A 23299-nucleotide genomic window follows, 5' to 3' on the forward strand; every position below is an offset into this window, starting at 1 on the left:
TCACCCGATGAAATCGACCCGACCCTTCCACCCGACCCCCGTCATCACGATCGACGGCCCGACTGCTTCCGGCAAGGGGACCGTCGCGGCGCTTCTCGCCGCGCATCTCGGCTTCCACCTGCTCGACAGCGGCGCGCTGTACCGTCTCGCGGCGCTCGCGAGCGTGCGCTACGGCATCGCGGCGGAGGACATCGATGCCCTTGTGAAGCTGATCGACGATCTTCACATCACGTTCCGCGAGGGCTGCGCGCAGCTCGACGGCGTCGACGTGTCGAACGACATCCGCGCCGAAGCGGTCGGCAACCGCGCGTCGGCGATTGCCGTGCACGGGCCGGTGCGTTCCGCGCTCGTCGCGCGCCAGCGCGCGTTCCGCAAGACGCCGGGCCTCGTCGCCGACGGGCGCGACATGGGCACCGTGATCTTCCCGGACGCCGTGCTGAAGGTGTTCCTGACGGCCAGCGCCGAGGCGCGCGCGGCCAGACGGCATAAGCAATTGATGCAAAAAGGTTTTTCTGCTAATATAGATGACTTGCTCCGGGATCTCCGTGAACGTGACGCGCGCGACAGCAATCGCGCAGCGGCGCCACTGAAGCCCGCGGCAGATGCCAGGCTGCTCGATACGTCGGCGCTTTCGGTCGATGAAGCTGTCGACCAGGTGCTGCAGTGGTACCGGGCGCTTGGCCAGCCCGCCTGAAAAGGCGGGTGTTGTAGGTGCTTCGCGCTGTAGCGCGAAGCGTGTTTCGAACCCTTAACCCCGTGTGGAATTCGATCTGGCCCTTTCAGCCTGCCATTTCGGCCGGCGTGGCGCACAGCGATCCATGCACAATCAGATTTTTATGTCCGACCTGCAAACCTCCACCCCGAATACCGAATCCTTTGCGGCTCTGTTCGAAGAGTCGCTGACCCGTCAAGACATGCGCGCCGGCGAAGTGATTTCCGCCGAAGTCGTGCGCGTCGACCACAACTTCGTGGTCGTCAATGCAGGCCTGAAGTCCGAGGCTTACATTCCGATCGAGGAATTCCTGAACGATCAGGGCGAGGTTGAGGTGCAGTCGGGCGATTTCGTGTCCGTCGCGATCGACGCACTCGAAAACGGCTATGGCGACACGATCCTGTCGCGCGACAAGGCGAAGCGCCTTGCATCGTGGCTGTCGCTGGAAAAGGCCCTCGACAACAACGAACTCGTCACCGGCACGATCACCGGCAAGGTGAAGGGCGGCATGACCGTGATGGTCAACGGCATCCGCGCGTTCCTGCCGGGTTCGCTGGTCGACACGCGTCCGGTCAAGGACACGACCCCGTACGAAGGCAAGACGCTCGAGTTCCGCGTGATCAAGCTCGATCGCAAGCGTAACAACGTCGTGCTGTCGCGTCGTGCAGTGATCGAAGCAACCCAGGGCGAAGAGCGCGCGAAGCTGCTCGAGACGCTGAAGGAAGGCGCGATCGTCAACGGCGTGGTCAAGAACATCACCGACTACGGCGCGTTCGTCGACCTCGGCGGCATCGACGGCCTGCTGCACATCACCGACATCGCATGGCGTCGTGTGCGTCACCCGAGCGAAGTCCTGTCGGTTGGCCAGGAAGTCACCGCGAAGATCCTCAAGTTCGACCAAGAGAAGAACCGCGTCTCGCTGGGCATCAAGCAACTGGGCGACGATCCGTGGGAAGGCATCTCGCGCCGTTACCCGTCGGGCACGCGCCTGTTCGGCAAGGTCACGAACATCACCGACTACGGCGCATTCGTCGAAGTGGAATCGGGCATCGAAGGCCTCGTCCACGTGTCGGAAATGGACTGGACCAACAAGAACGTTGCTCCGTCGAAGGTTGTCCAGCTGGGCGACGAAGTCGAAGTCATGGTCCTCGAGATCGACGAAGACCGTCGTCGTATCAGCCTCGGCATGAAGCAGTGCAAGCCGAATCCGTGGGATGACTTCAGCCGCAACTTCAAGAAGGGCGACAAGATCACGGGCGCAATCAAGTCGATCACCGACTTCGGCGTGTTCATCGGTCTGCCGGGCGGCATCGACGGCCTGGTCCACCTGTCGGACCTGTCGTGGAGCGAAGCCGGCGAAGAAGCCGTTCGCAAGTACAAGAAGGGCGACGAAGTCGAAGCAATCGTGCTCGGTATCGACGTCGAGAAGGAGCGTATTTCGCTCGGCATCAAGCAGCTCGAAGGCGACCCGTTCAGCAACTACGTTGCAATGAACGACAAGGGCTCGATCGTCGACGGCGTGGTGAAGACGGTCGATGCGAAGGGCGCTGTCATCACGCTGACGGGCGACATCGAAGGCTACCTGCGCGCATCGGAAATCTCGCAGGATCGCGTCGAAGACGCACGCAACGTGCTGAAGGAAGGCGACAAGGTTAACGCGATGGTGATCAACATCGATCGCAAGTCGCGTGGCATCAACCTGTCGATCAAGGCGAAGGATTCGGCTGAACAACAGGAAGCGATCCGCGGCCTGCAGTCCGACTCGAGCGCTGCCGCGACCGGTACGACCAACCTCGGCGCGCTGCTGAAGGCGAAGCTCGACGGCCAGAACCAGTAAGCCTCACGAGGTCTGCTGAAGTATGACCAAATCCGAGTTGGTCGCGCAGCTGGCACTGCGATTTCCGCAACTTGTCCTCAAGGATGCGGATTTCGCGGTGAAAACGATGCTCGATGCGATGTCCGACGCCCTGTCGAAAGGGCATCGCATCGAAATTCGGGGTTTCGGCAGCTTCGGCCTCAACCGTCGCCCGGCGCGCGTCGGGCGCAACCCGAAGTCGGGGGAGAAAGTGCAGGTGCCCGAGAAGTTCGTGCCTCACTTCAAGCCCGGCAAGGAATTGCGCGAACGCGTCGACGGCCGCGCCGGCGAGCCGCTGAAAGCTGATGATCCGGACGACGAGCGTTGAGCGTCGTTCGGCTTGCCCGGAACCTGTCCGGCGAAGGCTGAAGAAAAAAGCGCCCCTAGCGGGCGCTTTTTTCGTTTTCGGCGGCCGCGTGGCAACGCGCATCCGCAGGATGTGCGGTGACGCGGAAACGCTTCCTTTACAATACGGGTCGATTCGGCGTCGCGAAGGGGAGTCGCGCGTCACGGCAAACCTCAACAAAGAGAGGGCTACATGAAGTTTATCGTCTGGCTGATCCGGGTATTGGTGTTCGTGCTGCTGCTGGTGCTCGCACTGGCCAATACGCAAACCGCGACGCTGAATTTCCTTGCCGGCTACGCATGGCAAGCGCCGCTGATCCTGATCGGCCTCGCGTTCTTCGTCGTGGGTCTGCTGGCCGGCCTGCTGTCCGCGCTGCCGGCGATCTTCCGTCTGCGCCTCGAGAACGGGCGCCTGAAGCGCGACCTGCGCGCGGTGCGCGAAACCCCGGTCGTCGTCGATCAGCCGCCGATGCCGCCCGTCATTTAATACGGACGCCGCGCGAATCTCGCGCGGTTTTCGTCTCTGCTTCGATATTTCGCATGGATCTGGATTTCTGGTGGTTGCTCGCAATTCCGGTGGCGTTCGCGCTCGGCTGGGCGGCGTCACGCTATGACCTGAAGAACCTCCTGTCGGAGAGCGCCAACCTGCCGCGCTCGTATTTCCGCGGCCTGAACTTTCTGTTGAACGAACAACCGGACAAGGCGATCGACGCGTTCATCGAGGTCGCGAAGCTCGACCCGGAGACGGTCGAACTGCACTTCGCGCTCGGCAACCTGTTTCGCCGCCGCGGCGAAACGGACCGGGCGATCCGCGTGCACCAGAATCTGCTGAGTCGCACGGACCTGCCGGTGAACGAGCGCGACCACGCGCTGTATGAACTCGGCCAGGATTTTCTGAAAGCCGGCCTGCTAGATCGTGCCGAAGAGGCCTTCCACCGGCTCGCCGACGGCGACTACGCGCTGGGTGCGCAGCGCGCGCTGCTGACGATCTACGAGATCGAGAAGGACTGGAACAAGTCGATCGATACCGCGAAGCGGATCGAGTCGATGAGCGACAAGCCGCTCGCCATCGAAATCGCGCAGTTCCACTGCGAACTCGCGCAGGACGCGCTGCAGCGCAAGAGCGCCGCGGCAGCGGCCGAACAGCTGAAGCTCGCGCTTGCCGCGAACCCGCAGAACGTGCGCGCGACGATATTGTCGGGCGACGCCGCGGCGGCGGCGGCCGATCACGCGGCCGCGATCGAGCACTGGAAGCGCGTCGAAGCGCAGAATCCGGCTTATCTGCCGCTCGTCGCCGACAAGCTGATGAAGGCCTATGTCGCGCTCGGCCAGCCGGTCGAGGGCGCCGAGCTGCTGATGGGCTATGTCGAGCGCTATCCGTCGAACGACCTGCTCGAAATCGCGTATCAGCACATCGCCGGGTTGCGCGGCCAGGAGGCCGCGCATACGCTCGCACGCACGCAGATGGAGAAGTCGCCGAACCTGTCCGGCATGCTGCACCTGCTCGACGCGCAGATCGCAGCGGCCGACGAGCCGCGCCGTAAGGAACTTGAAATGATGCGCGCGCTGATCAAGCAGCGCACCAAAAATCTGCCACGCTATACGTGCCAGAATTGCGGTTTCCGGGCACGGCTCTTCTACTGGCAGTGCCCCGGTTGCAGCGGCTGGGAAACCTATGCGCCGCGCCGCGTCGAACCTGCGATGCCGGGCTGATCCCCGCGTGCGGCGCCGACGCGCTGCGGTTGCCGCCGGGTCCGGCCCGGCGGCCAAGTTAGTCAATTACCGGGACGTACCGGAACATCTATGAAAATCACCATCATCGGCACCGGCTATGTCGGTCTTGTCACGGGCTCCTGTCTCGCCGAGATCGGCCACGACGTCTTTTGCCTGGATGTCGATCCGCGCAAGATCGACATCCTGAACAACGGCGGGATGCCGATTCACGAGCCGGGCCTGCTGGACATCATTGCGCGCAACCGCGCGGCAGGACGTCTGCGCTTCTCGACCGACATCGCGGCCAGCGTCGCGCACGGCGAGATCCAGTTCATCGCGGTCGGCACGCCGCCCGACGAGGACGGCTCGGCCGACCTGCAATACGTGCTCGAGGCGGCGCGCAACATCGGCCGTCACATGACGGGATTCAAGGTGATCGTCGACAAGTCGACGGTGCCGGTCGGCACCGCGCAGCGCGTGCGTGCGGTGGTCGACGAGGCGCTCGGCGCCCGCGGGCTCGCGGGCAGCGTCGCGCACCGGTTCTCGGTCGTATCCAATCCTGAATTCCTGAAGGAAGGCGCGGCAGTCGAGGACTTCATGCGCCCGGACCGCATCATCATCGGCGTCGACGACGACGAGACGGGCACGGTGGCGCGCGAGAAGATGAAGAAGCTGTATGCGCCGTTCAACCGCAACCACGAGCGCACGATCTACATGGACGTGCGTTCGGCGGAGTTCGCCAAGTATGCGGCGAATGCGATGCTCGCCACGCGCATCTCGTTCATGAACGAGATGTCGAATCTCGCCGACAAAGTCGGCGCCGACATCGAAGCCGTGCGCCGCGGAATCGGCTCCGATCCGCGCATCGGCTATCACTTCCTGTACGCGGGCGTCGGTTACGGCGGCTCGTGCTTCCCGAAGGACGTGCAGGCGCTGATCCGCACCGCGGGCGAAAACGGTCAGCCGCTGCGTATCCTGGAGGCTGTCGAAGCCGCCAACTCCGCGCAGAAGGATGTGCTGATCGGCAAGATCGAACAGCGCTTCGGCGCGGACCTGACCGGTCGCGAATTCGCGGTCTGGGGCCTCGCGTTCAAGCCGAATACCGACGACATGCGCGAGGCGCCGAGCCGCCGGCTGATCGCCGCACTGCTCGAGCGTGGCGCGACCGTGCGCGCGTACGATCCGGTCGCGATCGACGAAGCGCGCCGTGTGTTCGCGCTCGATCTTGGCGAGGCTGCCGACGCGCTTGCGCGCCTCCATTTCGTCGATACCCAGGACGCAGCCGTGATCGCCGCGGATGCGCTCGTGATCGTCACCGAGTGGAAGGAATTCAGGAGCCCGGATTTCACGCGCCTGAAGGCCGAGCTGAAGGCGCCGGTGATCTTCGACGGGCGCAACCTGTACGAGCCGGACGCGATGGCCGAACTCGGCATCGACTACCATGCGATCGGGCGTCCGCATGTCGCTCCCCAGTCTTCCTCCCGTGGATGAACGCACGATGACTACCCTTCGAGAAGTGGTGCCGGTACCGCGTGCGCAGCTCGCGGGTTCGCGCGTGCTCGTCGTCGGGGACGTGATGCTCGACCGCTACTGGTTCGGCAACGTCGACCGCATTTCGCCGGAAGCGCCGGTGCCCGTCGTGCATGTGCAGCGTCAGGAGGAGCGCCTCGGCGGCGCGGCCAACGTCGCGCGCAACGCCGTGACGCTTGGCGGTCAGGCCGGGCTCCTGTGCGTGGTCGGCTGCGATGAACCGGGCGAGCGGATTGTCGAGTTGCTCGACAGCAGCGGCGTGACGCCTCATCTCGAGCGCGATGCGTCGCTGCCGACGACGATCAAGCTGCGCGTGCTCGCGCGTCAGCAGCAATTGTTGCGGGTCGACTTCGAGGCGATGCCGAAGCACGAGGTGTTGCTCGCGGGGCTCGCGCGTTTCGATGTACTGCTGCCGCAGCACGACGTCGTGCTGATGTCGGATTACGCGAAAGGCGGCCTGACGCACGTGACGACGATGATCGACAAGGCCCGCGCGGCCGGCAAGCCGGTGCTCGTCGATCCGAAGGGCGGCGACTGGGCGCGCTATCGCGGCGCATCGCTGATCACGCCGAACCGCGCCGAGCTGCGCGAAGTCGTCGGTCAGTGGCAATCGGAAGACGACCTGCGCGCGCGCGTCGCCAGGCTGCGTGCGGATCTCGATCTCGACGCGCTGCTGCTCACGCGTTCGGAGGAGGGGATGACGCTTTTTTCCGCAACGGGCGAACTGCATGCCCCGGCGCTTGCGCGCGAGGTGTATGACGTGTCCGGCGCGGGCGATACCGTGATCGCGACGGTCGCGACGATGCTCGGCGCCGGCGTGCCGCTCGTCGATGCCGTCGTGCTCGCGAACCGTGCGGCAGGCATCGTGGTCGGCAAGCTCGGTACGGCCACGGTAGACTACGACGAACTGTTTCACTGAGCGCATTCGGCGGCGCGCCGCACGGATGTCTCGCAATTTTTCAGGCAGAACGATCATGACCGTCATCGTCACCGGCGCAGCCGGTTTTATCGGCGCGAACATCGTCAAGGCGCTCAACGAGCGCGGCGAGTCGCGCATCATCGCGGTCGACAATCTGACGCGCGCGGACAAGTTCCGCAACCTCGTCGATTGCGAGATCGACGACTATCTCGACAAGACGGAATTCGTCGAGCGCTTCACGCGCGGCGATTTCGGCAAGGTACGCGCGGTGTTCCACGAAGGCGCCTGTTCGGACACGATGGAAACCGACGGTCGCTACATGATGGACAACAACTTCCGCTACAGCCGCGCGGTGCTCGATGCGTGCCTCGCGCAGGGCGCGCAGTTCCTGTATGCGTCGTCGGCCGCGATCTACGGCGGCTCGACGCGGTTCGTCGAGGAGCGCGAGGTCGAGGCGCCGCTGAACGTCTACGGCTATTCGAAGTTCCTGTTCGACCAGGTGATCCGCCGCGTGCTGCCGAGCGCGAAGAGCCAGATCGCCGGGTTCCGCTACTTCAACGTGTACGGCCCGCGCGAGACGCACAAGGGCCGCATGGCATCGGTCGCGTTCCACAACTTCAACCAGTTCCGCGCGGAAGGCAAGGTCAAGCTGTTCGGCGAGTACAACGGTTATGCGCCGGGCGAGCAGACGCGCGACTTCGTGTCGGTCGAGGACGTCGCGAAAGTGAACCTGTTCTTCTTCGATCATCCGGAGAAGTCGGGCATCTTCAACCTCGGCACCGGCCGTGCGCAACCGTTCAACGACATCGCATCGACGGTCGTGAACACGTTGCGCGCGCTCGACAACCTGCCGCCGCTGACGCTCGCGCAGCAGGTCGAGCAAGGGCTGATCGAATACGTGGCGTTCCCCGACGCGCTGCGCGGCAAGTACCAGTGCTTCACGCAGGCCGACCAGACGAAGCTGCGTGGTGCCGGCTACGATGCGCCGTTCCTGACCGTGCAGGAAGGCGTCGACCGCTACGTGCGTTGGCTGTCCGGCCAGGTTTAAACGCACGCGCTGCGTCGCTAGACTGGGTCTCACGGTCGGCAGCCGCCGATCGTTTTCATCGGAGATCCAGCACATGATCAAAAAATGGTTTGCCGCGGCCGCGATGCTCGGCGCGATCGCGTCGGCATGGGCGGCCGTTGACGTCAACACCGCGAATGAAGATGCACTCGTCGGCATCAAGGGCATCGGTCCCGCGCGGGCAAAGGCGATTCTCGACGAGCGCGGCGCACACGGCCCGTTCAGGAATGCAGAAGATCTCGCGTCGCGCGTGAAAGGTATGGGCGGCCATACGGTCGAGCGCCTTCAGCAGGAAGGATTGACGATCGGCGCGGCCGCAGCGGTCGCGACGGCCCCGGCCGCGGGCAAGCCCGCCGCGGCGAAACCTGCCGCGGCGCCGGCCCGCACCGCGCAGAAGTAACGCACACCAGACGAAAGGCTCCTTCAGTCGCCGTCTTGCGACGGCTTCCCGCGGCATGCCGCGGGTTTTTTGCGTCATGCCGCATGCGGCAGACCTATTCCATCGTCGCGATGGGGTTGCCGGCGCGCGCCCCCGCGCTGGTTTACAATCGATTGATTGATCGGCCTCGCACTCACGGTATCTCCATGGCTTACAAAACTATCGAAGACACGATCGGCAACACGCCGCTCGTGCAACTGGTCCGCCTGCCGGACGACGAGATTCGCGCACGCAACAACGTGGTGCTCGCCAAACTGGAAGGCAACAATCCGGCGGGGTCCGTGAAGGATCGCCCGGCGCTGTCGATGATCAGCAAGGCCGAGGCGCGCGGTCGCATCAAGCCGGGCGATACGCTGATCGAGGCGACGAGCGGCAACACGGGCATCGCGCTCGCGATGGCCGCGGCGATCCGTGGCTACAAGATGGTGCTGGTCATGCCGGAGGACCTGTCGGTCGAGCGTCGCCAGAGCATGGCCGCTTACGGCGCCGAAATCATCCTGACGCCGGTGAAGGGCGGGATGGAACTGGCGCGCGACCTCGCGGAGCAGATGCAGCGCGAAGGCAAGGGCGTGATCCTCGATCAGTTCGGGAACCCCGACAATCCCATCGCGCACTACGAAGGAACGGGCCCGGAGATCTGGCGCGACACCGAAGGGCGCATCACGCACTTCGTGTCGGCGATGGGCACGACGGGCACGATCATGGGCACGTCGCGCTATCTGAAGGAACAGAATCCGGCGATCGAGATCGTCGGCGCGCAGCCGGAAGAAGGGTCGCGCATTCCGGGCATTCGCAAATGGCCGGAAGCCTACATGCCGACGATCTTCGATCGCAGCCGCGTCGATCGCGTCGAGAGCGTGAGCCAGGCCGCGTCGGAGACGATGGCGCGCCGGCTCGCGGCCGTCGAAGGCATCTTTGCCGGCATTTCGTCGGGCGGCGCGTGCGAAGTCGCGATGCGCATCGCCCGCCAGGTCGAGAATGCGACGATCGTGTTCATCGTCTGCGACCGCGGCGACCGCTATCTGTCGACCGGCGTGTTTCCCGCCTGAGTCTGATCGGCGTCCGCTGCGTCGAACGATAAAAAAACGCCGCATGAGCGGCGTTTTTTCTTTGCGCGGGCCGTGCTTACTGCGCCGGCGCCTCCGTATCTGCGGCCGGCAGCGGCAGCGCGCCGTTCGCTTCCATCTGCGCCTTCACGGCTTCGCCGAGCTGGTACACGGTGAGCGCGTAGAAGAAGCTGCGGTTGTAGCGCGTCAGCACGTAGAAATTCTTCAGGCCGAGCATGTATTCGGTCGCGCGTCCCGGCGACGGCAGGTCGACCACGGTGACCGGCGTGCCGCCTTCGGTGGTGATATTGACCGTCGGCTCGTTGAGGGTCAGGCCGGCACGCAGCAGTTGCGACAGCGCCCAGTGCGGCTCGGGCTGACCGTCCGCGGCTGCCTGCGCGATGCCGAGGCTGCCCGTGTCGGGCGTGATGCGCCAGACCACCGGGCGATCGGTCTCCCAGCCATGCTGCTTCAGGTAGTTCGCGACGCTGCCGATCGCATCGGCAGGACTGCTGCGCAGATCGACGTGGCCGCCGTCGTAGTCGACCGCATACTGGCGGATGCTGCTCGGCAGGAACTGCGGGATGCCGATCGCGCCCGTGTACGAGCCGAGCACGGTGGTCGGGTCGAGCTGGTTGTCGCGAGTCCAGACCAGGAAGTCCTCGAGGTTCTTGCGGAACGTTGCCTGGCGGCTGTCGCGATTCGGCGTGTCCGGATAGTCGAACGTGAGCGTGGTCAGCGTATCGAGCACGCGGAAGTTGCCCATGTAGCGGCCGTAGATCGTTTCGACACCGATGATGCCGACGATCACTTCGGGCGGCACGCCGAATTCCCGGGACGCGCGCTGCAGCGTCGCCTGGTTCGCCTTCCAGAATTTCACGCCCGCGTTGATGCGGATCGGCTCGATGAAGCGCGAACGATAGACGCTCCAGTTCTTCACCGAAGGCGTCGGCGCCGGCTTCACGAGCTTCACGGCGGTGGCCGAGTAGCTGATGCGCGAGAACAGCGCATGCAGGCTCGCGGAATCGAAGCCGTTGCGGCTCACCATCTCGTCGATGAACGCATCGACCTTCGCGTTGTTTGCGTAACGCTGCGGAACGATTTCCTCTTCGAAGGTCTGGCCTTGCGACGGCTGCTGCTGCGATTGCTCCTGCGATTGCTCCTGCGCGACGCGCGTGCCGGAGGACTTCGCAGGCTGCGTCTGCGCGACGGCGGGTGCGGCGGCCAGCGTAGCGGCGACGGCAGCGGCCACGAGCGGAACGCGAACGCGCGACAGTGCGGAGAGAAGGGCGGCAGGCTTGCTGGAATTCATGTCGAAGCGGGCTGACAGGGCGATGGGGTTCGGCGCAGTATACCCGACGCACCCTGCGTGCCGGGGCGATGCAGCGCACCGTTGTGGTAAGTTAGCGGCGAATTCGCGGCAGACGATGGACATCATTGATGGAGACTCGTGGCGCACCTTGCGTCGCGGATGACAGCTTATGGCAACCGCCTTCTATACGCACCCCGATTGCATGCTGCACGAGATGGGGGAATGGCATCCGGAATGCCCGGCCCGATTGTCGGCGATCCAGGATCAGCTGATCGCGAGCCGCATCGACGACCTGATCGTGCACGAAACCGCCCCGTTCGCGAGCGAGGTGGCGCTGGGCCGCGTGCATACGCAGGCCCATATCGACTACATCCGCAGCATGACGCCCGTCGACGGCTACGTCGAGATCGATCCCGACACGCTGATGAACCGCGACACGTGGCGCGCCGCGCTGCGCGCGGCTGGCGCCGCGATCGCGGCGACCGACGCGGTGATCGAAGGCCGCTACGCGAATGCGTTCTGCAGCGTGCGGCCGCCCGGCCATCACGCGGAACCCGCGCGTGCGATGGGCTTCTGCTTCTTCAATAACGTGGCGATCGCCGCGCGGCATGCGCTCGACGTCCACGGTATCGAGCGCGTCGCGATCATCGATTTCGACGTGCACCACGGCAACGGCACTGAAGCCGCGTTCGCGAACGACGAGCGCGTGCTGATGTGCAGCTTCTTCCAGCATCCGCTGTACCCGTTCTCGGGTACCGATCACCAGGCGCCGAACATGGTCAACCTGCCGATGCCGGCACGCAGCAACGGGATGGCGATCCGCGAAGCGGTCGACATGTTCTGGCTGCCGCGTCTCGACGCGTTCAAGCCGCAGATGCTGTTCGTGTCGGCCGGTTTCGATGCGCATCGCGAGGACGACATCGGCAACCTCGGTCTCGTCGAGGCCGATTTCGAATGGCTGACCGCGCAGGTCGTCGACGTCGCGCGCCGGCATGCGCAGGGCCGCATCGTGAGCTGTCTCGAGGGCGGCTACAACCTGTCCGCGCTCGGCCGCAGCGTCGTCGCGCACCTGCGCGTGCTGGCCGGCATTTGACCGGCAGCGGCGCAGCGCGCTTTCAGCGCGCCGGCACGCGCGCGTGAATCCACGCGATCAGCGCATCGATCACGCGATCGCGCTCGAGATCGTTCATCGTCTCGTGGAACCCGCCTTCGTATAGCGTCAGCGTGCGATCGGGCGAGCCGACGTGGGCGCCGAATGCGCGGCTTCCGTCGGGCTCGGTCAGCTTGTCCTCGGTGCCGTGATAGACGAGCACCGGCACGCGCAGCGCACCGCGGCCGCGCTCGATGCGCGCCATCGCGTCGAGGATTTCGGCACCGGTGCGCGCCGGCACCGCGCCATGGTGCACGAGCGGATCGGCACGATTGGCCGCGACGACGGCCGGATCGCGCGACAGCAGCGCCGCATCGATCCTGATTGCGGGGAAGCTCGGCCATGCGCGGCTGATGAAGCGGCTCATCGCGAGCATCCAGCGCGGCACGTCGCGCCCCGGCGCGAGCGCCGGGCTTGACAGCACGAGACCGGCCAGCGCGTGGCCGCGGGCGGGCACGCGTTCGATCGCATACAGCGCCGCGACGGCGCCGCCCATGCTGTGTCCCATCAGGAAGAGCGGCGTATCGCCGCAGGCGGCTTCGGCAACGAGTGCATCCGCATCGTTCAGGTAACCGTCGAAACGCTCGACCCACGCACGTTTGCCGGGCGACTGGCCGTGCCCGCGCAGATCGATCGCCAGCACCTCGATGCCGGCCGCGTTCAGTCTGGCCGCCAGCGCCGCGTAACGGCCCGCGTGCTCGGCGAGGCCGTGCACCAGCGCGAGCGTCGCGCGGGGCGGCACCGTGCCGTCGCCGGCCGGCCAGCGGTACGACGCCAGTTCGAGTCCGTCCGCGGTGCGCAGCCGGCCCATGCGCGGAGCGGGCGGCGACGCCGGCTCCGGTGCTGCGGTGACGGGTGCGGCGGCCGGCGTGGTGGTGGCGTTCATCTGGCGGGTCCCCTGATCGTTGGCATCGGTGTTCCGGATCATAGTCGCCGCATTCCGGAGGCGGCCCAGCAGCGCCCCTCTAATTTCGTCTGGTTATGAAAAGATCGAAATCGATTATTAAGGGGAATGAGGCGTTTGCGGTAAAATCGCCGGCTATTCCAGATGCATCGGCGGCCGACTGGCGGGCCTCGCCAGCCGGCCGCCGTTCTGTTTACATGATCGAATTACGCAATCTGTCTCAGCGTTTCCCCGGGCCGACCGGCTGGGTCGACGCGTTGCACAACGTCAATCTGACGATCCCGCAGGGCGAGGTGTTCGGCATCATCGGCCGAAGCGGCGCCGGCAAGAGCACGCTCGTGCGCACCATCAACCTGCTCACGCGACCGACCGAAGGCAACGTCGTCGTCGGCGGACGCGATCTCACGCTGCTGCCGGCGGGCGCGCTGCGCGAAGCGCGCCGCGAAATCGGCATGATCTTCCAGCACTTCAACCTGCTGTCGTCACGCACGGTGTTCGACAACGTCGCGCTGCCGCTCGAGCTGGCCGGTGCAGGCCGCGCCGACATCGAGGCGGCCGTGCTGCCGCTGCTCGACCTCGTCGGGCTGTCCGCGCAGAAGGACCGCTATCCGGCCCAGATCAGCGGCGGCCAGAAGCAGCGCGTCGGCATCGCCCGCGCGCTCGCGAGCAAGCCGCAGGTGCTGCTGTCGGACGAAGCGACGTCGGCGCTCGACCCCGAGACCACGCGCTCGATCCTCGATCTGCTCAAGCGCATCAACCGCGAACTCGGCCTGACGATCGTGCTGATCACCCACCAGATGGAAGTGATCAAGCAGGTGTGCGATCGCGTGGCGGTGCTCGACGCCGGCCGCGTGGTCGAAGAGGGCCGCGTGATCGACGTGTTCCTGCAGCCGCATCACGAAGTGACGCGCGCGCTGATCGGCGACGTGATCGCGCAGGAGCTGCCGCCGGCGCTGAAGGCACGGGTGGCCGAGCGACTGAAGACGGGCAGCGGGCATTTGCTGCGGCTGGCGTTCACCGGCTCGGGTGTCGACCAGCCGATCCTGTCGGAGACGATCCGCCGGTACGAACTCGATTTCAACATCCTGCACGGCCAGATCGACGAGATCCAGGGTCAGGCGTTCGGGTCGCTCGCGGTGCTCGCGGGCGGCGAACCGGGCAAGGTCGGGCAGGCGCTCGCGTTCCTGCGCGAGCAAGGTGTGGTGGTAGAGGAGCTTTCGTATGTTGAGTGAGATGTTCGATATGTTCGTGCAGTCGTTCTGGGAGACGCTGATCATGGTCGGCATCTCGGGAGCGGTCGGCGCGCTCGTCGGGCTGCCGCTCGGCGTGCTGCTGTACCTGACCGACCGTCAGGGCGTGCTGCAGAACCTCGGCTTGAATCGCGTGCTCGGCGGCATCGTGAACGCGGTGCGCTCGACGCCGTTCATCATCCTGCTCGTCGCGGTCATTCCGCTCACGCGGCTCGTCACGGGGTCGTCGATCGGCACGGCTGCGGCGGTCGTGCCGCTGACGCTCGCGGCCGCGCCGTTCGTCGCGCGGCTGGTCGAGACCGCGCTGCGCGAAGTCGACCGCGGGCTGATCGAGGCCGCGCAATCGATGGGCGCGACGACGTCGCAGATCGTGTTCAAGGTGCTGCTGCCCGAATCGCTGCCGGGCATCGTCGCGGGCCTGACGATCACGTTCGTGTCGCTCGTCGGCTATTCGGCGATGGCCGGTGCGATCGGCGGCGGCGGGCTCGGCGATCTGGGGATCCGCTACGGCTACCAGCGCTATCTGCCGGAAGTGATGTGGACGGTCGTCGCGATCCTGATCGTGTTCGTGCAGATCGTGCAATCGTTCGGCGACTGGCTCGTGCGCCGGCTGAGCCACAAGTAAAACGACATTCATCCATTTGGGGGAGACGATGCAACGACGTTTCATGCTGAAGTTCGCGGCCGCACTCGGCGCGGCCGCGCTGTTCGCGAGCGCACATGCGCAGGCCGAAACCATCAAGGTGGGCGTGACGGGCGGCCCGCACGCGCAGATCATGGACGTGGTGAAGAAGGTCGCGGCCAAGAGCGGCCTCGACATCCGCGTCGTCGAATTCTCCGACTACGTGCAGCCGAACGCGGCGCTCGCGTCGGGCGATCTGGACGCGAACAGCTACCAGCACGATCCGTATCTGCAGGCGCAGGTGAAGGATCGCGGCTACAGGCTGATCAAGGTCGCCGAGACTGTCACGTTCCCGATGGGCATCTATTCGAAGCGCGTGAAGTCGCTGGCCGAGCTCAAGCCCGGCGCGCGCATCGCGGTGCCGAACGACCCTACCAACGGCGGCCGCGCGCTGCTGTTGCTGCAGAAGCAGGGACTCCTGAAGCTGCGCGCGGACGCGGGCCTCAAGGCGACGCCGCTCGACATCGTCGACAACCCGCGCAAGCTGAAGATCGTCGAGCTCGATGCGGCGCAGATTCCGCGCTCGCTGGCCGACGTCGACGCGGCCGCGATCAACACCAACTACGCGATGGAAGCGGGGTTGAAAGCGAAGCAGGACGCGATCGCGATCGAGGGCCCGAACGGCCCGTACGCGAACGTGCTCGCGATCCGTGACGCCGACCGGAGCAAGCCGTGGGTCGCGAAGCTGGTCGCGGCCTACCATTCGACGGAAGTGAAGCAGTTCATCGAACAGAAGTTCGGCGGGGCGGTCATCGCCGCCTGGTAACACGATGTACAGGGCGCGCCCGGCGACGATTAGAGTCGATGATCGAAAACCCGGGCTTTGCGTCCGGGTTTTTTCTCTTTTAAAATAGAACGACCGTTCGCTATTACCGGCGCGCCGAAGAGGAACGTTATCCTCGATAGCCGCGATGGATGGGTCCGCTGGGCCGCGCAGTCACGAGGCCTCGCTATAGAATGGCCTCTGGTCGTATTCGTAACTTTGGAGCGTGTGCATGAAAATCCTGGTGCCAGTGAAAAGAGTGGTCGATTACAACGTGAAGGTCCGCGTGAAGTCGGACAACACGGGCGTCGACATCGCGAACGTGAAGATGTCGATGAACCCGTTCGACGAAATCGCGGTGGAAGAAGCGGTGCGCCTGAAGGAAGCGGGCGTCGCGACCGAAGTGATCGCGGTGTCGGTCGGTGTCGCGCAAGCGCAGGAAACGCTGCGCACGGCGCTGGCGATCGGCGCGGATCGCGCGATCCTGGTGGAATCGAACGACAGCGTCGAGCCGCTGGCCGTCGCGAAGATCCTGAAGGCGCTGGTCGACAAGGAACAGCCGCAACTGGTGATCCTCGGCAAGCAGGCAATCGACGACGATTCGAACCAGACGGGCCAGATGCTGGCCGCGCTGGCAGGTCTGCCGCAAGCGACGTTCGCGTCGAAGGTGACGATCGCCGACGGCAAGGCAACCGTTGCACGTGAAGTCGACGGCGGCGCGGAAACGCTGTCGCTGACGCTGCCGGCGGTGGTCACGACCGACCTGCGCCTGAACGAGCCGCGCTACGTGACGCTGCCGAACATCATGAAGGCGAAGAAGAAGCCGCTGGAAAACGTGAAGCCGGAAGACCTCGGCGTGGACGTGACGCCGCGTCTGAAGACGCTGAAGGTGGCCGAGCCGCCGAAGCGCGCGGCCGGCGTGAAGGTGCCGGACGTGAAGACGCTGGTCGAGAAGCTGAAGACCGAAGCCAAGGTGCTGTAAGAGGGAGCGGAAAGAAATGACGATTCTGGTGATTGCAGAACACGACAACGCGTCGATCAAGGCCGCGACGCTGAACACGGTGGCGGCGGCAGCGAAGATTGGCGGCGACATTCACGTGCTGATCGCGGGCCACAACGCGCAAGGCGCAGCCGATGCGGCAGCGAAGATCGCGGGTGTGTCGAAGGTGCTGCTGGCCGACGCGCCGCAGCTCGAAGCGGGCCTCGCGGAAAACGTCGAAGCGACCGCGCTGAACATCGCGAAGGACTACTCGCACATCCTCGCGCCGGCGACCGCCTACGGCAAGAACATCGCGCCGCGCATCGCCGCGAAGCTGGACGTCGCGCAGATTTCGGACATCACGGCGGTCGATTCGGCCGACACGTTCGAGCGCCCGATCTACGCGGGCAACGCGATCGCGACGGTGCAGTCGAGCGACCCGATCAAGGTCATCACGGTGCGGGCGACGGGTTTCGATCCGGTAGCGGCCGAAGGCGGCAGCGCATCGGTCGAGAAGATCGAAGCGGCGGCAGACGCAGGCAAGTCGCAATTCGTGAGCCGTGAAGTGACGAAGCTGGACCGTCCGGAACTGACGTCGGCAAACATCATCGTGTCGGGCGGCCGCGGTCTGGGCAGCGGCGAGAACTACACGAAGGTGCTGGAGCCGCTGGCCGACAAGCTGTCCGCGGCACTGGGCGCATCGCGTGCCGCGGTCGACGCCGGCTACGTGCCGAACGACTACCAGGTCGGCCAGACCGGCAAGATCGTCGCACCGCAGCTGTACATCGCGGTGGGCATCTCGGGTGCGATCCAGCATCTGGCCGGCATGAAGGATTCGAAGGTGATCGTCGCGATCAACAAGGATCCGGAAGCGCCGATCTTCAGCGTGGCCGACTACGGCCTCGTCGGCGATCTGTTCGCGCTGGTGCCGGAACTCGTGAGCGAACTCGGCTGACGCGGCAAGTCGCTTCGGCGGTAAGCATGCAGCAAGACAAGGGGCGCGATGAGCGCCCCTTTTTTTGGGCGTGCAGACGAGGGCGGGGTGTTCTGCGATACGCCGAGCCGCGATTGCGCAACGCTGGGGGGAGCATGCTCTTGTGTAGGCAGGCGGCCCCGCAGTGTCGATCGTTGGCGGGAAGAGCAACGAACGTGAGCGCGCGCTTCCGCAAGCCCGCTCCTGCGGCGGCAACGCGTTCGCTGCAACGTAAAAGGCGCCCCGCAAGGGGCGCCTTTCGATCGATGCCGGCCGCCTGCGTCGCCGCGGGCTGTTCCGGCTTACGCGTATGCCGGGCGCGTCTGGCCGGCCACGTCCTTCAGGTAGCGATGCACCGACAGGTCGTCGGCCTGAATCGCCGGCTTCTTGCCGGAGATCAGGTCGGCGAGCAACTGGCCCGACCCGCACGACATCGTCCAGCCGAGCGTGCCGTGGCCGGTGTTCAGGAACAGGTTCGAGACCGGCGTGCGGCCGACGATCGGCGTGCCGTCCGGCGTCATCGGGCGCAGGCCCGTCCAGAACGTTGCCTTCGACGTATCGCCGCCGCCAGGGAACAGGTCGTTCACGCACATTTCGAGCGTTTCGCGGCGCGCGGCGCGCAGGTTCTTGTCGAAGCCGACGATCTCGGCCATGCCGCCGACGCGGATGCGCTGGTCGAAACGCGTGATGGCGATCTTGTAGGTTTCGTCGAGCACCGTCGATACGGGGGCCGCCGCATCGTTGACGATCGGCGCGGTGATCGAATAGCCCTTCAGCGGATAGACCGGGATCTTCATCAGGTTCGAGATGAAGCTGGTCGAGTACGAGCCAAGCGCGACGACATACGCATCCGCACGCACCGTCTCGCTGCCGCACTGCACGCCGGCGATCCTGCCGCCCGCGATCGCGAGCGCGTCGATCGGCGTGTTGTAACGGAACTTCACGCCGAGCGATTCCGCGAGCGCTGCGAGGCGCGTCGTGAACAGCTGGCAGTCACCCGTTTCGTCGCCCGGCAGGCGCAGGCCGCCCGTCAGCTTGTGCGACACGGCGGCGAGCGCCGGTTCGGCGTTCTTCAACTCGGCCGGCGACAGCAGTTCGAACGGCACGTTTGCTTCCTGCAGCACCGCTATGTCCTTCGCCGCGCCGTCGAGTTGCTGTTGCGTGCGGAACAGTTGCAGCGTGCCGCCCGTGCGCCCTTCGTACTGGATGCCGGTATCGGCGCGCAGCGCCTGCAGGCAATCGCGACTGTATTCGGCGAGGCGGACCATGCGGCCCTTGTTGACTGCATAGCGATCGGCCGTGCAGTTGCGCAGCATCTGCCACATCCACTGGAGCTGGAAGCGCGTGCCATCGAGGCGGATCGCGAGCGGCGCATGCTTCTCGAACATCCACTTGACGGCCTTCAGCGGCACGCCGGGCGCGGCCCACGGAGCCGCGTAGCCGGGCGAGATCTGGCCTGCGTTCGCGAAGCTCGTTTCAAGCGCCGGGCCGGCCTCGCGGTCGATCACCGTGACTTCATGACCGGCGCGCGCGAGGTAATACGCGCTTGCCACGCCCACCACACCGCTGCCCAGAACGACGACTCGCATAGCTGCTCCAGATCGAAGGGATCAGGTCGAGGCCGGGCGCACCTGCGTCTCCGTGTAACCTCTAGCTGATCTAGTTTTTTGAGCTATGGTATTGTCGAATGTGCAGGTTTTGTTATCGTATTTTTCAGGTTTTCAGAATAAACAAATGAGAACGCAACGCCAGCCAGTACGCTCGCTCGACAAGCTCGACCGCCGCATCCTCAAACTGCTGCAGGACGACGGCCGGATGGCGATGAAGGACCTCGCGGAGCAGGTCGGCCTGACCGTGACGCCGTGCATCGAACGCGTGCGGCGCATGGAGCGCGACGGCGTCATCACCGGCTATCACGCACGCGTCGATCCGGGCCAGCTCGGCGCCGCACTGCTGGTGTTCGTCGAGATCACCCTCGGCCACAAGGGCGGCAACATGTTCGAGCAGTTCCGTCGCGAAGTGATGAAGATCGACGAGGTGCTCGAATGCCATCTCGTGTCCGGCGACTTCGACTACCTGATCAAGGCGCGGATCGGTGAAATGGCCGACTATCGCAAGCTGCTCGGCGACATCCTGCTGCAACTGCCCGGCGCGGTGCAGTCGAAGAGCTATGTCGTGATGGAGGAAATCAAGGAAACGCTGACGATTTCGGTCGGCGAATGACCGCTGCGGCGGCCGGTTGCCGTCGCCGCTGTCGCGCCCCTTATCTCTCCCTTGGCATGCTGCACCCAATACTGTATAAATATACAGTATTGGGTGCAGGCGAATGGGTGAGCGCATGGACGGCCGGTCCGACAACGAATTTCCGATAGCGCCGCCGGCGCCCCGCAAGGGGCGTGGTGCGGTCGACAACCTCCAGGGGCGGTACGAAACGGCGCTGCGCGAAGCGGTCGACGACGGCTGGGCGCACGAATCGGACGACGCCGATCTGCCCGCGCCGCTGCGCACGCAGGTGTTCGAGGAGCGCGCGAAGAGCATCCTGACGCACAACCAGTCGCCGGACATCCCGTTCAGCGTGTCGCTCAATCCGTATCGCGGCTGCGAGCACGGGTGCATCTATTGCTTTGCGCGGCCGACGCACAGCTATCTCGGCCTGTCGCCGGGGCTCGACTTCGAGAGTCGCATCTATGCGAAGGTCAATGCGGCCGAACTGCTCGAGCGCGAGATTTCGCGCAAGCGTTACGTGCCGGAGCCGATCGCGCTCGGCGTCAACACCGACGCATACCAGCCGGTCGAGCGCGACCTGCGCATCACGCGCAGCGTGATCCAGGTGATGCACGACCACGGGCTGCCGTTCGCGGCGATCACGAAATCGTCGCTGATCGAGCGCGATCTCGACCTGCTTGCCCCGATGGCCGAGCGCGGGCAGGTGATGGCGGCGGTCACGATCACGACGCTCGACGCCGATCTCGCGCGCACGCTCGAGCCGCGTGCGGCGACGCCGGCGCGCCGGCTGCGTACGATCCGCGCGTTGCGCGACGCGGGGGTGCCGGTGGGTGTCAGCATTGCACCGATGATCCCGTTCGTCACCGAGCCGGACATGGAGCGCGTGCTGGAAGCCTGCGCGGAAGCAGGCGCGACGCATGCGAGCTATATCGTCCTGCGGCTGCCGTGGGAGGTCGCGCCGCTGTTCAAGAGCTGGCTCGCCGCGCATTTCCCCGATCGCGCGGAGCGCGTGATGAACCGTGTGCGCGACATGCGCGGCGGGAAGGACTACGACTCCGATTTCTCGAAACGGATGAAAGGCGAGGGGATCTGGGCCGACCTGTTGCGGCAGCGTTTCCGTCAGGCCGTGAAGCGGCTCGGGTTGAACGAGCGCAGGAACGGCATTCTGGATCTGTCGCAGTTTCGCGGCGCGCCGGCGGCCACGGTGGCGGCACGGCGCACCGTGGTGGGGGCAACGAGCACGAAGTCGCGCGATGACACGCAGTTGAGCCTGTTCTGACCGGTGTGCGTCGGCGCTTACTGCGAAATCTGCTTTGCCGCTTCGACTTGCGATTCGAAATACGTCTGGAACGACAGCGCAAGCGCGGTCATCAGCAGGAACGCGCCGATCAGCAGCGAGAAGATCACGATGAAGATCACCGTCCAGCCCGACCGGCTGCGCTTGCCCATATCGGCATTGAATTGCGCGTCCCATTTCTCGTCGGGGCGCAGGCCATAGACGAGCGCGGCGAGGAACGCGGCGAGCAGCGAGATCGCACCCGGCACGGCGAGCCACCAGCCGAGGCTGGCGCTGCGCTGGGTCGCGGCGAGCAGCATGAAACCCGGAATCCCGACGATCGTCGCAAGCAGGTGCGCCCAGCCGTACACGTCGCGAAGGCCGTACAGGTAGAAGCGGTGCGCGCCGAGCGAACCGAACAGGAACGCGAGGGCGGCGGTGAGCGTCTTGGAGCGGAAGCGGCGGGACGGTGCGGTGCTGCTGGACATGGGTGGCGGCGGATTATCGTTGGCGTGGCGGCCGGCAGGCCGGCGCGGGGCGCTCGGCCCGGCACGCATTCTACGATGCGCGGTCGGCCACGGTCACCCCTCGGCTGCGTCAAGGTGCCGCATAGGTGACGCGGTAGATGGCGCCTGCATAGTCGTCGCTGACGAGCAGCGAGCCGTCCGGCAGCGGCAGCACGTCGGCAGGGCGTCCCCACACGGTGCCGTCCGCGCGCAACCAGCCGGTGATGAACGGCGTCTGGCGCGCGTGGCTGCCGTCGGCCGACACGACCGCGCGCATCACGCGGTAGCCGACCTTCGTGCTGCGGTTCCACGAACCGTGCTCGGCAATGAACACATTGTTGCGATAGGACGCCGGGAACATCGGCCCCGTATAGAAGCGCATGCCGAGTGCGGCGACGTGCGCGCCGAGTTTCAGCACGGGCGGCACATGGCGGCGGCACGCGTCGGCGCTCCCGAATTCGGGGTCGGGCGTGTCGCCGCCATGACAGTATGGAAAGCCGAAGTCGAGGCCTGAGCGCGGTGCGCGGTTCAGCTCGTCGTCGGGTACGTCGTCGCCCATCAGGTCGCGCCCGTTGTCGGTGAACCACAGCTCGCCCGAGTCCGGGTGCCATGCGAAGCCGACGGTATTGCGCACGCCGCGGGCGAACACCTCGCGGCCGCTGCCGTCGGCGTTCATGCGTGCGATGATCGCGTAGCGGCTGCGATCGGCCAGGCACACGTTGCACGGCGCGCCGGTCGGCACGTAGAGCTTGCCGTCGGGGCCGAACGCGATGAATTTCCAGCCGTGATGATGATCGGTCGGCAGCGCGTCCGTCACGACCGCCGGCGCGGGCGGCCGGGCGAGCCGGTCGTCGATGTGGTCGAGGCGCAGGATGCGCGACACCGCGGAGATATAGAGCGCGCCGTCGCGATACGCGACGCCGACGGGCATGTCGAGGCCCGAAGCGATCATGTAGCGGGCAGTGATCCGGCCCTCGTGCATCGCGAACGCATGCACGCGGCCTTCCCGCGAGCCGACATACAGAATCCCACGCGGCGACCACGCCATTTCGCGGGCGGTCGGCACGGCGTCGGTCAGTATGTCGACGTGGAAGCCGGGCGGCACGACGAGTTCGCCCACCGGCGGCGCGGCGCACGCCGCGGTGGCTGCGAGGCAGATGACGAAACCGGTCAGCAGGCCCGTGAGGCGATGCTGCGCGCGGTACGCCAGGGCGGCGCGAAATAGCGGCATGGCGGCGGGGAGCGTCGTGAACACGACGATTGTAGGCCCGGCGAACACGGCACCTGCGGAATTTTTGCGCGTAAGTGTTTGTTGTGGCTTTGGTTTCCGGCTATAATCGCACGTTTCAGTAGTTTCGAACCCGGTTTCCCCGAAGGATTTCATATGGTTATCATCCGTCTGGCTCGCGGCGGCTCGAAGAAGCGCCCGTTCTACAACATCGTTGCTACCGATTCGCGCAACCGTCGTGACGGCCGCTTCATCGAACGCGTCGGCTTCTACAACCCGGTCGCCACGAAGGGCGAATCGCTGCGTATCGCTCAGGATCGCCTGACGTACTGGCAAGGTGTTGGCGCGCAACTGTCGCCGACCGTCCAGCGTCTCGTGAAGGAAGCGCAAAAGGCGCAACCGGCCGCCTAACATGGCGCGGTGTG

The 23299-nt window shown here is 65.5% G+C and carries 24 protein-coding genes; 19 read left to right on the top strand and 5 right to left on the bottom strand.

Annotated features, from left to right (window positions below; all coding sequences use genetic code 11):
• The first annotated feature begins 7 nt into the window (after positions 1-7).
• The 10 genes from cmk to cysM all read left to right on the top strand — a co-directional run bounded on the left by cmk (position 8) and on the right by cysM (position 9628).
• Complete coding sequence (gene cmk, locus FFI87_RS04965) at positions 8-694, top strand: (d)CMP kinase (RefSeq protein WP_012363346.1); 687 nt, start codon at positions 8-10, stop codon at positions 692-694.
• Positions 695-836: 142 nt separating this feature from the next.
• Positions 837-2549: a 30S ribosomal protein S1 gene (rpsA, locus tag FFI87_RS04970; protein WP_034183438.1), complete on the top strand. Its 1713-nt coding sequence runs from the start codon at positions 837-839 to the stop codon at positions 2547-2549.
• Between the two features lie 22 nt (positions 2550-2571).
• Entirely contained in the window at positions 2572-2895 is a 324-nt protein-coding gene (locus FFI87_RS04975; RefSeq protein ID WP_006750752.1) for an integration host factor subunit beta, read from the top strand.
• 210 nt (positions 2896-3105) lie between these two features.
• Positions 3106-3399 (top strand): lipopolysaccharide assembly protein LapA domain-containing protein, encoded by a 294-nt coding sequence (locus tag FFI87_RS04980; RefSeq protein ID WP_006750751.1) that lies wholly within the window; start codon positions 3106-3108, stop codon positions 3397-3399.
• A gap of 53 nt (positions 3400-3452) precedes the next feature.
• Positions 3453-4625 carry a lipopolysaccharide assembly protein LapB gene (gene lapB, locus FFI87_RS04985; protein WP_138848088.1) on the top strand — a complete coding sequence of 391 codons (1173 nt, stop codon included), beginning with the start codon at positions 3453-3455 and terminating at the stop codon, positions 4623-4625.
• 90 nt (positions 4626-4715) lie between these two features.
• Positions 4716-6116: a UDP-glucose dehydrogenase family protein gene (locus tag FFI87_RS04990; protein WP_012363348.1), complete on the top strand. Its 1401-nt coding sequence runs from the start codon at positions 4716-4718 to the stop codon at positions 6114-6116.
• Positions 6117-6123: 7 nt separating this feature from the next.
• On the top strand, positions 6124-7074 hold the full coding sequence (rfaE1, locus tag FFI87_RS04995; RefSeq protein ID WP_012363349.1) for a D-glycero-beta-D-manno-heptose-7-phosphate kinase: 951 nt from the start codon (positions 6124-6126) through the stop codon (positions 7072-7074).
• Between the two features lie 55 nt (positions 7075-7129).
• Positions 7130-8122: an ADP-glyceromanno-heptose 6-epimerase gene (gene rfaD, locus FFI87_RS05000; RefSeq protein WP_012363350.1), complete on the top strand. Its 993-nt coding sequence runs from the start codon at positions 7130-7132 to the stop codon at positions 8120-8122.
• 73 nt (positions 8123-8195) lie between these two features.
• Positions 8196-8540, top strand: a complete 345-nt coding sequence (locus FFI87_RS05005) for a ComEA family DNA-binding protein (RefSeq protein WP_138848086.1) — start codon at positions 8196-8198, stop codon at positions 8538-8540.
• A 185-nt stretch (positions 8541-8725) separates the two neighbouring features.
• Positions 8726-9628 carry a cysteine synthase CysM gene (gene cysM / locus FFI87_RS05010; protein ID WP_012363352.1) on the top strand — a complete coding sequence of 301 codons (903 nt, stop codon included), beginning with the start codon at positions 8726-8728 and terminating at the stop codon, positions 9626-9628.
• A gap of 76 nt (positions 9629-9704) precedes the next feature.
• Here the strand turns inward: cysM and mltB are convergent, their stop codons facing one another.
• Positions 9705-11063, bottom strand: a complete 1359-nt coding sequence (gene mltB / locus FFI87_RS05015) for a lytic murein transglycosylase B (protein ID WP_138848085.1) — start codon at positions 11061-11063, stop codon at positions 9705-9707.
• A gap of 43 nt (positions 11064-11106) precedes the next feature.
• Between mltB and FFI87_RS05020 the strand changes: the two genes are divergently transcribed.
• Complete coding sequence (locus FFI87_RS05020; RefSeq protein WP_012363354.1) at positions 11107-12030, top strand: histone deacetylase family protein; 924 nt, start codon at positions 11107-11109, stop codon at positions 12028-12030.
• A gap of 22 nt (positions 12031-12052) precedes the next feature.
• Here FFI87_RS05020 and FFI87_RS05025 read toward each other — a convergent pair whose 3' ends face one another.
• The gene (locus FFI87_RS05025; RefSeq protein WP_138848084.1) at positions 12053-12973 is read right to left on the bottom strand and encodes an alpha/beta hydrolase; all 921 of its coding nucleotides are present in this window, start codon (positions 12971-12973) and stop codon (positions 12053-12055) included.
• Between the two features lie 215 nt (positions 12974-13188).
• Here FFI87_RS05025 and FFI87_RS05030 point away from each other — a divergent pair, with 215 nt between their 5' ends.
• The 5 genes from FFI87_RS05030 (at position 13189) to FFI87_RS05050 (ending at position 17620) form a co-directional block, all read left to right on the top strand.
• Positions 13189-14223, top strand: coding sequence for a methionine ABC transporter ATP-binding protein (locus FFI87_RS05030; RefSeq protein WP_105833416.1), 1035 nt, complete (start codon positions 13189-13191; stop codon positions 14221-14223).
• Complete coding sequence (locus FFI87_RS05035) at positions 14213-14866, top strand: methionine ABC transporter permease (protein ID WP_011656289.1); 654 nt, start codon at positions 14213-14215, stop codon at positions 14864-14866. Before FFI87_RS05030 ends, FFI87_RS05035 begins: the two co-directional genes overlap by 11 nt.
• A gap of 28 nt (positions 14867-14894) precedes the next feature.
• Positions 14895-15689 (top strand): MetQ/NlpA family ABC transporter substrate-binding protein, encoded by a 795-nt coding sequence (locus tag FFI87_RS05040; RefSeq protein ID WP_138848083.1) that lies wholly within the window; start codon positions 14895-14897, stop codon positions 15687-15689.
• A gap of 229 nt (positions 15690-15918) precedes the next feature.
• Positions 15919-16668 carry an electron transfer flavoprotein subunit beta/FixA family protein gene (locus FFI87_RS05045; RefSeq protein WP_011656291.1) on the top strand — a complete coding sequence of 250 codons (750 nt, stop codon included), beginning with the start codon at positions 15919-15921 and terminating at the stop codon, positions 16666-16668.
• A 16-nt stretch (positions 16669-16684) separates the two neighbouring features.
• Positions 16685-17620 (top strand): electron transfer flavoprotein subunit alpha/FixB family protein, encoded by a 936-nt coding sequence (locus FFI87_RS05050; RefSeq protein WP_012363358.1) that lies wholly within the window; start codon positions 16685-16687, stop codon positions 17618-17620.
• A 320-nt stretch (positions 17621-17940) separates the two neighbouring features.
• Here the strand turns inward: FFI87_RS05050 and FFI87_RS05055 are convergent, their stop codons facing one another.
• On the bottom strand, positions 17941-19227 hold the full coding sequence (locus tag FFI87_RS05055; protein ID WP_012363359.1) for a D-amino acid dehydrogenase: 1287 nt from the start codon (positions 19225-19227) through the stop codon (positions 17941-17943).
• A gap of 145 nt (positions 19228-19372) precedes the next feature.
• Between FFI87_RS05055 and FFI87_RS05060 the strand changes: the two genes are divergently transcribed.
• The gene (locus tag FFI87_RS05060; RefSeq protein WP_006762687.1) at positions 19373-19861 is read left to right on the top strand and encodes an Lrp/AsnC ligand binding domain-containing protein; all 489 of its coding nucleotides are present in this window, start codon (positions 19373-19375) and stop codon (positions 19859-19861) included.
• Between the two features lie 103 nt (positions 19862-19964).
• Entirely contained in the window at positions 19965-21143 is a 1179-nt protein-coding gene (locus FFI87_RS05065) for a PA0069 family radical SAM protein (protein ID WP_138848082.1), read from the top strand.
• Between the two features lie 17 nt (positions 21144-21160).
• Here FFI87_RS05065 and FFI87_RS05070 read toward each other — a convergent pair whose 3' ends face one another.
• Together FFI87_RS05070 and FFI87_RS05075 are read right to left on the bottom strand one after the other, a co-directional pair.
• Complete coding sequence (locus FFI87_RS05070; RefSeq protein ID WP_138848081.1) at positions 21161-21628, bottom strand: NINE protein; 468 nt, start codon at positions 21626-21628, stop codon at positions 21161-21163.
• Positions 21629-21737: 109 nt separating this feature from the next.
• Positions 21738-22877 carry a PQQ-dependent sugar dehydrogenase gene (locus FFI87_RS05075; RefSeq protein ID WP_138848080.1) on the bottom strand — a complete coding sequence of 380 codons (1140 nt, stop codon included), beginning with the start codon at positions 22875-22877 and terminating at the stop codon, positions 21738-21740.
• A 153-nt stretch (positions 22878-23030) separates the two neighbouring features.
• Between FFI87_RS05075 and rpsP the strand changes: the two genes are divergently transcribed.
• Positions 23031-23285 (top strand): 30S ribosomal protein S16, encoded by a 255-nt coding sequence (gene rpsP / locus FFI87_RS05080; RefSeq protein ID WP_006476550.1) that lies wholly within the window; start codon positions 23031-23033, stop codon positions 23283-23285.
• The last annotated feature ends 14 nt before the right edge of the window (positions 23286-23299 follow it).

The sequence above is a fragment of the Burkholderia sp. KBS0801 genome (assembly GCF_005937855.2).
Taxonomy (GTDB): Bacteria; Pseudomonadota; Gammaproteobacteria; order Burkholderiales; family Burkholderiaceae; genus Burkholderia; species Burkholderia ambifaria.